Origin of the sequence: Streptosporangium sp. OZ121 (assembly GCF_051918885.1) — a bacterium.
In the GTDB taxonomy this organism is placed as follows: Bacteria; Actinomycetota; Actinomycetes; order Streptosporangiales; family Streptosporangiaceae; genus Streptosporangium.
Genome location: NZ_JBPXMC010000036.1, coordinates 68,605 through 79,461 on the forward strand (window position 1 = coordinate 68,605; position 10,857 = coordinate 79,461).

A 10,857-nucleotide genomic window follows, 5' to 3' on the forward strand; every position below is an offset into this window, starting at 1 on the left:
GGCGGCGGCCGGGCCAGGTCACCTTCCGGCGCGGGAGGTCGCGAGCAGGCGCCCGCGACCTCCCGCGGTCACCCGAGGAGCCGGGGGAGCGGAAGGGCGCTCCTTTTCACAGAGCCGCATCGGGGGCGAGCTTCGCCGTACGGGACCTGAGGAGGAATCCGGCAACGGCGGCGGTGAAGAACATCAGCACGCCGTAGGTGGCGGCGGGGATGGCCATCTGGGTGTCACCCAGCAGCGTGAGCGCGACCGCGATGGACAGGGTGGCGTTGTGGATGCCGATCTCCATGCAGGAGGCGATGGCCTGGCCGCGCTCGATCCCGGCCAGGCGCGGCACCCAGTAGCCGATGGCCAGGCTGAGCACGCTGAACACCAGCGTGATCGCGCCGACCGAGCGGATGTAGCCGCCGAGGTTGTCCAGCTCCTGCAGCAGGGCACCGACGATCACCAGGACCAGGATGACGGCCGAGGCGATCTTCACGGGCGTGTTCATCCGGTCGGCGAACCGCGGCCGCCACGCCCGGATCGCCATGCCGATCGCGACGGGGATGAGCACGATCGCGACCACCTGGACGGTCTTGTCGAACTGCAGGCCCAGCCCGGCCGAGTCGGCGGCGAAGTAGCTCAGCGACAGGTTGGTGACCAGCGGCAGCGTGACGACGGCCAGTACGGAGTTGATCGCGGTGAGCGTCACGTTGAGCGCGACGTCGCCGCCGAACAGGTGGCTGTAGAGATTGGCCGTGGTCCCGCCGGGGGAGGCGGCCAGGAGCATCATGCCCACGGCGAGCGCGGGCGGCAGGCCGAAGGCGAGCACCAGGCCGAAGCAGATCGCGGGCAGCACCAGGATCTGGCAGGCGAGCGCGACCACGGTGGCCTTGGGGTAGGCGACGACTCGGCGGAAGTCGGCGATCGTCAGGCCCAGGCCGAGGCCGAACATGATGACCGCGAGGGCGATGGGCAGGAAGACACCGGCAAGAGCCATGGGGGGTGTGTCCTCTTTCTTCTTTCCTCGGACGGGGGTCGGAGGGCGGGGCGGGGTCAGCGTGGAGGGGTTCGGTCGTCACGGACGACGCCGGCGCGGCGCCCGCGATGCCGCGGGAGCCCGGAGAAGGCGACGGCGCCCAATCCCGCGACGGTACGGACAAGAGCACGGCGCTGCATGGTGGGTCCAATGATCACGTACATTTCGCGATCACGCCAGGAAGGAGCCCCGGCCTTCTCCGGTTCCCGGGATCGCCGTGACATCCGGTTCATCCGGTTCATCCGGTTCATCCGGAGGCGCGGTGCCCGGGATCCGGCCGATCAGCCGGTCCACGCCGGCACTCCCTCCGTTCGCGCCGTTCCGCGGGGAGATCCGCAGGTCGTACGGGAACGGATCGTCCGGTGACCAGCGCCGCGCGTCGGGGACGGGGACGCTGAAATCGGTGAACCCGCCGGTCGCGGCGCCGACGGACGGTCGAGCCGTTCATCGCCTCGGCGTACACCGAGTGCCGATTCGTCCAAGCCGCGGCCGCCCCCGGCGCGCACCATGTGGACAGGAGGTGCGTATGACGAGCAACGACGAGGCGACCGCGGCGACCGGCGGCGCCGCGCTGGACGGGTTCACCGCATGGCGGGCCCTGACGCCGCTGATGGATCTGGTGACCCCGATGGCGCTCCGGGTGGCCGTCACCCTGCGACTGCCCGATCTGGTGGACGAGGACGGCTCGGACATCGACGACCTGGCGGCCAGGGCCGGCGCGGACCCGGACGCGCTGGGCCGGCTGCTGCGCCATCTGGTCTGCCACGACGTGTTCGTCGAGCCCCGGCCCGGCACGTTCGCGGCGAACGGGACGGCCGTCCTGCTGCGCCGGGACCACCCGTCCGCGATGTGGCGGTGGCTGGACCTGGACGGGTTCGGCGGCCGGATGGACCTGGCCTTCACCGGCCTGGCGGACACGGTGCGCACCGGCCGGCCTGCCTGGCCTGCGGTGTTCGGCGCACCGTTCTGGCGCTATCTCGACGCGAACCCCGAGCTGAGCGCCTCCTTCGACGCGACGATGGCGGCCGACACCGGGTACGGCGAGCTGGCGGAGGCCTACGGCTGGTCGGCGCTGAGCCGGGTGGCCGACGTCGGCGGCGGTACCGGGGCGCTGCTGGCCGAGCTGCTGTCGCGCCACGAGGGCCTGCGCGGCGTGCTGATCGACCTGCCGGACACCGTGTCACGCGCGCAGCGGTACCTGGCCGGACGCGGGCTGGCTGACCGGTGCGAGACGGTCGGGCGGAGTTTCTTCGACGAGCTGCCCGGCGGCGCCGACGTGTACGTGCTCAACCGCGTGCTGCACGACTGGGCCGACGCCGAGGCGACCGCCATCCTGCGCCGCTGCGCCGACGCGGCGGGCCGGCGCGGCCGGGTGCTGATCCTTGAGTCACCGATCGTCACGGGGGACGATCCGGCCATGTTCGCGGAGATGAACCTGCGGATGCTGGTCCTTGCCGGTGGCCGGGAACGGACCGTCGACGACTACCGGGCGCTGGCCGCGGCCGCCGGGCTGCGGGTCGCCGCCGTGCGCGACATCACGGCGCGGCACACCGTCGTCGAGTGCGTCCCGGCCGCCGTCGGCGCCTGACGGTCCTTTTCCCGCCGGGCCGCGGCGCGTACCCGGTGCTTGTCCCGGCGGGCACCTCGGGCGGGGAGGACGGCGTGCGCGCGGCGAGGTCTCACGCGGAGGTCTCCTTCAGGTCGAGGACGAACGCGAACGGGTCGGGGTATCCGGCCCAGACGTCGGAGCCTGCCAGGGTCTCGTCCTCGGTGAGCAGGCAGGAGTCCAGCAGCGACAGGATGCGGTCGCGGTCCAGGTCGGGGCCGGTGAAGGCGAGGTGCTGGACGCGGTCGCCGAGCTGGGGGGTCCAGTCGAGGGTGGCGGCCATGCGGCGGGCGGGGCTCTCCATCTCCCAGGCGGCCTCGGGCAGGGTGACCAGCCAGGGACCGGCGTCCTCGACGCTGACGACGCCCGCCACGGCGTCCCAGGCGAGCAGGCGTTCGTGCCGGTTGGCCAGCCAGAACCGGCCGCGGCTGCGGACGGTCTCGGTGACCAGCTCGTCGACGGCGTCGAACAGCCGCTGGGGGTGCAGGGGACGCAGCCGGTGCCAGACCACGGTGGAGATCTCCCCGGTCCGCGCGTCGCAGGGCAGCTGGGCGGTCGCCGGGTCGACGCGGGCCCCGAGCATCTCCACGTCGATCCCCGCACCGGTGACGGCGGGCAGCGCGAGGTCAGGGGGGCCGGCCGGAGTGGTGGGGGCGAGGTGGCCGAGCACGGCCAGGGCCAGCTCGACGTCCTCCTCGTCCGCGCCGGACACGACGAGGGCGGTGGCGTACTCGATCTGGCGGGTGAGCACCCCGGCCAGGTGGCGCTCGTCACCGGCCGCCGCGTGTTTGCCGTGCGCGGCCAGGGTGTCGCCACAGCAGACGTCCTCGGTGGTGCGTGCCGCGTCCAGCGCGGTCAGCACCCCGGTCAGGCGCAGGCGGTGCACGGTGTCCTCGTGCCAGGCGAGGGCCTCGGCCACGGTCCTGGGCTCGACCGAGTCCCACAGCTCCACGATGAGCAGCGGCGCCGAGTCCGCCCGCGACAGCAGGACGGGAACGAGGTCCTCGCGCACGGTGCAGGTGACGCAGCCGTGCGCGAGGCGCACCTCCCGCAGATCCAGCGTCCCCGACGCGTCGCGCACGACGCGTTCCACGCGCCCGGTGCTCACCTGTCGCAGGTCGTGGTGGATCGCCACCGATCCGGGATGATCGGCGAGCAGGCGGTCCACCAGGGCCGAGCGCGGTTCGGGATGCAGTCCTGAGACGATGACGACGGGGACGGACATGACGGCTCCTCTCGTGGTACGGGGTTCACCGCGCGGGTTCACGGTGGTGGCTCCGGGGTGCGGGCCGGTTCTCGGGGTGGTTCCCGGAAGGCGGTTCTCAGGGAGTGAGGAGGCCGCGCCGGTAGGCGGGGACGAGCCGGCGCGGCACCAGCAGCTCGCGCCCGTCGACGGTGACCGGGACGAGGTCGGGTGCGGTGGCCTTCCACTGCGAGCGGCGGTGGCGGGTGTTGCTTCGGGAGGTCCTGCGTTTGGGGACTGCCATGTCGTGGTGCTCCTACCAGCTGGATTTGGTGACGCCGGGCAGCTCGCCGCGGTGGGCCAGCTCGCGGAAGCGGATCCGGGAGAGCCCGAATTTGCGCAGGTATCCGCGGGGGCGGCCGTCGGCGACGTCGCGGTTGCGCACCCGGGTGGCGCCGGCGTCGCGCGGCTGGCGGCTCAGCTCGCGGACGGCCCGGGCCCGCTCGCCGGGGGAGCCGGTGCGGATGATCTCCTTGAGCCCGGCCCGGCGCTCCGCGTAACGGATGACGACGAGTTTGCGCCGCTCGTTGGCCGCGATCTTGCTTTTCCTCGCCATCAGACGTGTTCTCCCCGGGCGCGGATGCGGGCCACGGCGGCCTCGATGCCGATCTTGTCGATGGTCTTGACGGCCCTGGCGCTGAGCGTCAGCCGTACGAAGCGGCCCTCGGCGGGCAGCCAGTAGCGGCGGGGCTGGATGTTGGGACTCCAGCGGCGGCGGGTGCGCCGGTGGGAGTGGGAGACGTTGTTGCCGAAGACCGGTTTGACGCCGGTGAGCTGGCAGTGGGCGGACATGCGGTTTCCTTCCTGGGAGCGGAACGCCACGGGGTGGCGGCCGGGGTGGACGTCTTCTCTCGTCGTTTCAGCGGTCCTCCCGGAACAGCACGTGCCGGCGGATGACCGGGTCGTATTTGCGCAGGCTGAGCCGGTCGGGGTCGTTGCGGCGGTTCTTGCGGGTCACGTAGGTGTAGCCGGTGCCCGCGGTGGATCGCAGCTTGATCACCGGTCGTACGTCGTTTCTGGCCAAGCGTCTTCACTCCTGGGAGGGGGACGGGTGAGCCAATGATAGCGATAATCGTTTTCATTTGCGAAACGAGGGGGGTGGTGTCCGCTGTCGCGTCGGATTCGTTCGATCGCGTCGCCGGCCTTCAGGTGCCGGCACGGACGCGTCTTGGGCTCTCGCCCCGTTCCCATGGGTTCATCCCCGGATGACCGGTCGCGAGCAGTGCTCCGGAGGCGCCGGCCTCTCATGGCGTACCGCCGCGTGCCGCCGCCGGTCACCTCCCGAGGCGGCATGCGGCCGCCGCCCGGCGGCTTCGTGCGCCGGGCGGCGGGCGGCGGGCGGCGACCGCGTGCCGCCGGGCGTTACGCCTTGGCCTCCTGCTGGATCCGCACCATGTTGCCCGACGGGTCGCGGAAGGCGCAGTCGCGCGGCCCCCAGGGCTGGTCGATGGGCTCCTGCAGCACCTCGGCGCCCGATGCCCGTACCCGCTCGAAGGTCGCGTCGAGATCGTCGGTGCTGAAGACGGTCATCGGCAGGACGCCCTTGGTGAGCAGTTCCTGCAGGGCGTCGCCGTCGGCCTGGGAGCGGCCGGCGTGCGGTTCGGAAAGCACGATCTGGAGGTCCGGCTGGGTCGCGCTGCCGAGGGTGACCCAGCGGAATCCGCCGGAGGCGACGTCGTTGCGCATTTCGAGGCCGAGCGCGTCGCGGTAGAAGGCGAGCGATTCGTCCACGTCGTTGACGGTGATCTGGCAGTACTGGAGTGCGATGGTCATGTCGCCAACGTTAGGCGGCGGCCTCTTGACCCGCTTCTTCGATCCTGCTCTGAGGAGTTCTCGTCGGGCGGGTGTGCACCTTCGCCACGCAGGCGGGCATCGCCGCCACGGCGCTGTGCTCCCGGCCGCGGTACGCGCTCGGCGTCTCCCCGACGATCTCGGTGAACCGCGAGCTGAACGAGCCGAGCGAGGTACAGCCGACCGCCATGCACGCGTCGGTCACGTTCATCCCCCCGCGCAGCAGCGCCATCGCCCGCTCGATCCGGCGGGTCATGAGGTAGCTGTACGGCGTCTCGCCATAGGCCGCCCGGAAGCGTCGCGAGAAGTGCCCCGGCGACATGAGCGCGCGGCGGGCCATCGTCGGCACGTCGAGCGGCCGGGCGTACTCCCGGTCGATCAGATCCCGGGCCCGGCGCAGGTGAGCGAGGTTGGCGAGGTCTTCCGGGGTCATGGAACGACCCTACACCGGCCTGCCGAAGGTGACGGGGCTTGCCGATGGCGGCCGGCGAGGCCGGCACCTCGTTATAAATCTACATCGTAAAGGCGTCGGGCAGTTCCAAGATCAAAAAAGCACGATGGACTGAAGACGCCCACCAAAGGGCAGGGGCCGCTCCGGGGTCCGGTGTGATCATGGACGTAGATCGTTGAAAGCGGTAGCGTCGGCCGGGTAGCCAGGTGACAGGAGCCTCTGGATGTCCTCGAAAACGGTCAGGCCACCCCGTGCCCCGTCCCGGCCGGACGTTCGCCCGTCCGTCCGGGCGCGTTACGTCGTGGCCGTTCTCGCCGCCGTCGCGATAGCCGGGCCGGTGGGCTATCTCCTCGGTAGCCCTGACGCCTCCCAGGTCGCCGTCGCCGACATGCGGGAGGCGGAGGCGAAGCGGGACGTCCAGCAGATCGGTGAGCTGACCTCCACGGCGCGGGTGACCGCCGGTGAGCTGAACGGGGTGTTGTCCGGACTCGCCGAGGTGCTTCCCCGGGATGGAAAGCCCGGTGCGCGGTCGGCGGAGTCGGCGGAGGTCGACGGGTGGCGGAGCGTTCTGCGGCGGGCCGTCGACAGGCATGCGGAGACTCCTTCTGGAACGACCGCGACCAATGTGGCTCGTGCGGGATTCCGTAGCGCGGTGGACGTCATGGCGATCGCGGTCGACTCGTACGCGTCCGGCCGGGGGCTTCCCGCGGACCTGCGGCAGCCCTTCCTCGACCTGGCGGCCCGTCAGCGGTCCGCGGCCGTCGCGACGTGGTCTGTCGCGGCGACACAGCTCGACCAGATCAATGTCGATGCCGGCCATGGTCACCAGCACGTCTACCTGACGAGCGCTCCGGGGGAGGGGGGCATGTCCGCGGACAGCGTTCCGGAGGGCAGTCACGGTTAGTTCTTCTCGGGGCCGGTGGCGGCGGCCGGGGTCCGGTCCTGTGCGGTGGTTTCGGGCCGGTGGGGGAGTCCTGGGCGTGAGGTGCGGTGTGCGCCGCCGGCCGTCGTCCGGTCGGTGCTAACCGTTGTGGTCTTCCTGTTCCTTCCGGTGCGTCGCCGCGGGTTCGGCCGTTGTCGGGAGGGCTGCGGCGATGCAGTTGAGGACGCGTTCCAGTCCGTACCGGAACTGGTCGTCGCGGCTCAGGTGCGGCTGGCGTGCCTCCGTCACGATCTTGGTGAAGATGGGGTATTCCCCGCTTTTCACCAGGCGGTCGATGTAGGGGTAGCTCCGTGCCATCCATTCTGATTCGCTGAGCCCGCTGCGGCGGATTTCCTTGGCCGAGCTGATCTCCTCGCGGACGGTGCCTTCGATGTAGCTGTTCAGCATGGCTATGAGGCTGAGGTTCTCGTCGATGGAGACGAAGGTGTCGAGTACTCCCATCAGTCGTTCGATCAGGAGTAGCTGGTTGGGGCCGAAGCTGGGGAGTGATCGCTGTACGGTGGCGATCCACGGGTGTCTCAGCCACATCGTCCGCAGTTCGTCGGCGTAGCGTGTCAGGTCCGCGCGCCAGTTGTCGGAGGGTAGTCCCGCGACGTCGATCTCGCCCATGAGCCGGTCGGCCATGAGTGCGATGAGGTCGTCGCGGCTTGGGACGTAGCGGTAGAGGGACATCGCGCCCGTGCCGATCTCGGCGGCGATGCGCCGCATGGTGGCGGCTTCCAGTCCTTCGGTGTCGGCGATCCGGATGGCCGTCTCGGTGATCTGGGTGCGGCTGTAGGTCGGTTTTGGTCCGCGGGTGGGGCGTTCGGGTCGCATCCAGATGTTCGTGTACTCGGCGTCGGTCACCGTTTCACCCCCTACTTGCGTACATAGTACCCAGTAACTTAGCCTGGCCGCCTTGACCGCGTACAACGTACCCAGTGGAGGAGTCATGGTGGATCCGGTCGTCTTCGCCGAGGGGCTGCACAAGTCCTTCGGCGACACCCGGGCGCTGCGGGGGCTGGACCTGAGTGTTCCGAGAGGAACGGTCTGCGGCGTGCTGGGGCCCAACGGCGCGGGGAAAACGACCGCGGTGCGCATTTTGGCGACCTTGTCCGATCCCGATGCCGGGCACGCCCGCGTCGCCGGATACGACGTCGTCCGCGAGGCCGGCGAGGTGCGTGCCAGGATCGGGCTCGCGGGCCAGTACGCCGCCGTGGACGAGAAGCTCACCGGCCGTGGCAACCTGCGCATGTTCGGGCGTCTGTCCCACCTGTCCCGGCGCGAGGCGTACCGGCGGGCCGACGAGCTGCTGGAGCGCTTCGGCCTGATGGACGCCGCCGATCGGCAGGTCGCCGGTTACTCCGGTGGCATGCGGCGCCGCCTCGACCTGATCACCAGCCTCATCCTGCGCCCCGAGGTGCTCTTCCTGGACGAGCCGACCACCGGCCTGGACCCGCGCGGCCGCGGCGAGATCTGGGACAACGTCCGCGAGCTGGTGGCGGACGGTACCACGGTGCTGCTCACCACGCAGTACCTGGACGAGGCCGACCGGCTGGCCGACGACATCGCCGTCGTCGACCACGGGCAGGTGATCGCCACGGGCACGCCCGACGAGCTGAAGGCCACGATCGGTGACCGCCTCGACGTCGTCCTCGAAGACCCGGCCGCTCTGCGTCCGGCGGTGACCGTGCTGAGGGCCCTGGCCGGGATCGAGCCCACGATGACCGGTGCCGAGCGGCTCAGCGTCGCCCTGCCGGGCGGCGGCTTCCGGTTCGCCGACATCGTGCGTGAGCTCGATCGCGCCGGGGTCGCCGCGGCCGATGTGCGGCTGCGCCGTCCCACTCTGGACGAGGTGTTCCTGCGCCTCACCGACCGGAAGGAGCTGGTCTGATGGCCGGCCTCGCCTCGCCGCTGGGCCGCCGCCTGCGGTGGACGTTCACCGATGGGCTGACCTTGGTCGGCCGCGAGCTGGGACGGCTGCGACACGATCCCGGCGAACTCGTCGCCGCGCTGGTCTTCCCGGCCGTCATGGTGGTGTTGTTCGGGTATGTCTTCGGTAGCGCGATCCAGGTGCCGGGTGGCGGTGACTACCGCGAGTACCTCATGCCCGGGTTGTTCGCGATGGTGACCTTCTCGGCGGTGATGGGGGTCATGGCGCGGACGGCGGCCGACGCCTCCCGCGGTGTGATGGACCGGTTCCGCTCCATGCCGATGGCGCGTTTGGCGGTGCCGTTCGGGCAGACGGGCGCCGACTCCCTGGTCGGCTTGTTGATGCTGGCCGTCATGGTGGGGGCGGGCCTGCTGGTGGGCTGGCAGCCGCACCGTGGTTTGGTTCCCACGGCCCAGGCGTTCCTGCTGTTGATCGTGCTGCGGTACGCGTTGAGCTGGGTGGGCGTCTATGTGGGCCTGGCGGTGAGGAACGACCAGGTCGCCGACGCGATGGTGCCGTTGTTCCTGCCGTTCACGATGCTGTCGAACGCGTTCGTCCCGACCGGTGGTATGCCGGGCTGGCTGCGTTTCCTGGCCGACTGGAACCCGGTGAGCGCGCTCACCGCCGCCTCCCGGGAGCTGTTCGGCAATCCGGGTGTGCCGTCCGGGGGTTCGGGGGACACGGTTTGGCCGCTCGCGCATCCGGTGGCCGCCGTCGTGCTCTGGTCGGTCGTGCTGCTGGTGGTGTTCGTCCCGCTGTCGCTGCGTGCCTACGGGCGCAGGGGCCGGTGAGGGCCTGGGCCGATGGGCCGGACCGCCGGTCGTCACCGATCAGTGAGGACGACCGGGACGTGGTCGTGCGGCGTCTGCAGGAGGTGTACGCCGAAGGGCACCTCTCGCATGAGGAGCTGGACGAACGCCTCCACCGGGCGCTTACCGCCGGGACGTTCGGCGAGCTCGGGCCGGCTCTGGTCTCGCTCCTGGAGGACGCGGGTACCACGTCCACGATCGCCGCCGTCGGCGGGCGGATCCGGCGGCGTGGCGTGTGGCGGGTACCTCGGGTCCTCAAGGTCGAGTCCGCACTGGCGAGGGTGCACCTGGACCTGTCGCGGGCGGTCATCGAGCATCCGGTGGTCGACATCGAGCTGTATCTGGGCACCGGCGGGGCCAGGATCACGGTGCCTCGCGACGCGATCGTCGACGTCGAGGGTCTGCGCGGCGGGTGGAGGGGTCCGCTCTACCGGCCCCGGCGGCGTTCTCGCTCCGGCGGGCCGAGGATCCGGATCTCGGGAACCATGGGGTTGGGGCGGTTGAGGATCCGCCATGCGTGGCGTTAGCGCTGGACGCCGGTCCGGGTCGCCGAGGTGATCGCCCGGTTGTCTCATATCCGCTGCAGCCTGCGTGGGGTCTTGTTGTCGGTGCATCGGATGGGCTGGCCGCCGCGGATGAGCGTGCACCGGGCCGTTGAGCGTGAGGAGGTGGTGGTCATCTGTGCCGCTCGAAAGTGGTTGACCCTCTTCAGGGCGGTGCGGGCTCCTTGCGCCGTCCCATTTCCGTCGCGCGCCGGGTGACAGGGCCGAAGGTCCTACGTGACGGGGACGTTCGAGATCGTGACGCGGTTCGTACGGCACTGTGGCCGGGCTTGGAGAAGCGGTGTGATGAGGACGTCGCAAAGACCGCGGAACATCGCGGAACTCTACGGAACTACACGGAAAGGGGAGCCGTCATGGCCACCACTCACGGACACGACGTTCACACCGGGCCGGTCATGGACGCCGTTCCCGCACGGACCGTTCCTGCACACGCCGCCCCCGCACACGCCGCCCCCGCACAGGTCGTCAAGCGGCCGGTCGACTACGTCTGGGCGGTCGCTCGGATCAGCCTGGGCTGGGTC

General features: G+C 70.7%; 15 protein-coding genes and 1 pseudogene. 6 read left to right on the top strand and 10 right to left on the bottom strand.

The annotated features are described in order from the left end of the window. Window positions 1-106: 106 nt before the first annotated feature. Entirely contained in the window at window positions 107-979 is an 873-nt protein-coding gene (locus ACTOQ1_RS38055) for a bile acid:sodium symporter family protein (RefSeq protein ID WP_440072949.1), read from the bottom strand. 210 nt (window positions 980-1,189) lie between these two features. Next, window positions 1,190-1,312 (bottom strand): hypothetical protein, encoded by a 123-nt coding sequence (locus ACTOQ1_RS38060; protein ID WP_440072950.1) that lies wholly within the window; start codon window positions 1,310-1,312, stop codon window positions 1,190-1,192. A gap of 232 nt (window positions 1,313-1,544) precedes the next feature. Here ACTOQ1_RS38060 and ACTOQ1_RS38065 point away from each other — a divergent pair, with 232 nt between their 5' ends. After that, entirely contained in the window at window positions 1,545-2,606 is a 1,062-nt protein-coding gene (locus tag ACTOQ1_RS38065) for a methyltransferase (protein WP_440072952.1), read from the top strand. Between the two features lie 91 nt (window positions 2,607-2,697). Here the strand turns inward: ACTOQ1_RS38065 and ACTOQ1_RS38070 are convergent, their stop codons facing one another. The 7 genes from ACTOQ1_RS38070 to ACTOQ1_RS38100 form a co-directional block, all read right to left on the bottom strand. Next, the gene (locus ACTOQ1_RS38070; RefSeq protein ID WP_440072953.1) at window positions 2,698-3,849 is read right to left on the bottom strand and encodes a CobW family GTP-binding protein; all 1,152 of its coding nucleotides are present in this window, start codon (window positions 3,847-3,849) and stop codon (window positions 2,698-2,700) included. Window positions 3,850-3,946: 97 nt separating this feature from the next. Beyond that, window positions 3,947-4,111, bottom strand: a complete 165-nt coding sequence (gene rpmF, locus ACTOQ1_RS38075; RefSeq protein WP_440072955.1) for a 50S ribosomal protein L32 — start codon at window positions 4,109-4,111, stop codon at window positions 3,947-3,949. A 12-nt stretch (window positions 4,112-4,123) separates the two neighbouring features. Beyond that, the gene (rpsN, locus tag ACTOQ1_RS38080) at window positions 4,124-4,423 is read right to left on the bottom strand and encodes a 30S ribosomal protein S14 (protein WP_440072957.1); all 300 of its coding nucleotides are present in this window, start codon (window positions 4,421-4,423) and stop codon (window positions 4,124-4,126) included. Then, window positions 4,423-4,659 (bottom strand): 50S ribosomal protein L28, encoded by a 237-nt coding sequence (gene rpmB / locus ACTOQ1_RS38085; RefSeq protein ID WP_440072958.1) that lies wholly within the window; start codon window positions 4,657-4,659, stop codon window positions 4,423-4,425. Before rpmB ends, rpsN begins: the two co-directional genes overlap by 1 nt. A gap of 67 nt (window positions 4,660-4,726) precedes the next feature. After that, a complete protein-coding gene (rpmG, locus tag ACTOQ1_RS38090; RefSeq protein ID WP_440072960.1) occupies window positions 4,727-4,891 on the bottom strand; it encodes a 50S ribosomal protein L33 in 165 nt (54 codons plus the stop codon). 338 nt (window positions 4,892-5,229) lie between these two features. Then, window positions 5,230-5,640 (bottom strand): VOC family protein, encoded by a 411-nt coding sequence (locus ACTOQ1_RS38095; RefSeq protein ID WP_440072962.1) that lies wholly within the window; start codon window positions 5,638-5,640, stop codon window positions 5,230-5,232. Between the two features lie 10 nt (window positions 5,641-5,650). Further along, the gene (locus ACTOQ1_RS38100) at window positions 5,651-6,091 is read right to left on the bottom strand and encodes a helix-turn-helix transcriptional regulator (protein ID WP_440072964.1); all 441 of its coding nucleotides are present in this window, start codon (window positions 6,089-6,091) and stop codon (window positions 5,651-5,653) included. A gap of 241 nt (window positions 6,092-6,332) precedes the next feature. On the opposite strand from ACTOQ1_RS38100, the gene ACTOQ1_RS38105 reads away from it, so the two are divergent. Beyond that, a complete protein-coding gene (locus tag ACTOQ1_RS38105) occupies window positions 6,333-7,013 on the top strand; it encodes a hypothetical protein (protein WP_440072965.1) in 681 nt (226 codons plus the stop codon). A gap of 117 nt (window positions 7,014-7,130) precedes the next feature. Here the strand turns inward: ACTOQ1_RS38105 and ACTOQ1_RS38110 are convergent, their stop codons facing one another. Then, window positions 7,131-7,898: a TetR/AcrR family transcriptional regulator gene (locus tag ACTOQ1_RS38110; RefSeq protein WP_440072967.1), complete on the bottom strand. Its 768-nt coding sequence runs from the start codon at window positions 7,896-7,898 to the stop codon at window positions 7,131-7,133. A gap of 85 nt (window positions 7,899-7,983) precedes the next feature. On the opposite strand from ACTOQ1_RS38110, the gene ACTOQ1_RS38115 reads away from it, so the two are divergent. The 4 genes and pseudogenes from ACTOQ1_RS38115 to ACTOQ1_RS38130 form a co-directional block, all read left to right on the top strand. After that, a complete protein-coding gene (locus ACTOQ1_RS38115; protein WP_440072969.1) occupies window positions 7,984-8,925 on the top strand; it encodes an ATP-binding cassette domain-containing protein in 942 nt (313 codons plus the stop codon). Then, on the top strand, window positions 8,925-9,755 hold the full coding sequence (locus tag ACTOQ1_RS38120) for an ABC transporter permease (protein WP_440072970.1): 831 nt from the start codon (window positions 8,925-8,927) through the stop codon (window positions 9,753-9,755). The genes ACTOQ1_RS38115 and ACTOQ1_RS38120 overlap by 1 nt, the downstream gene beginning before the upstream one ends. Further along, the gene (locus tag ACTOQ1_RS38125; RefSeq protein WP_440072971.1) at window positions 9,752-10,300 is read left to right on the top strand and encodes a DUF1707 SHOCT-like domain-containing protein; all 549 of its coding nucleotides are present in this window, start codon (window positions 9,752-9,754) and stop codon (window positions 10,298-10,300) included. The genes ACTOQ1_RS38120 and ACTOQ1_RS38125 overlap by 4 nt, the downstream gene beginning before the upstream one ends. A 12-nt stretch (window positions 10,301-10,312) precedes the next feature. Next, window positions 10,313-10,534, top strand: a pseudogene (locus ACTOQ1_RS38130) (hypothetical protein); the annotation flags it as partial. Window positions 10,535-10,857: the final 323 nt, after the last annotated feature.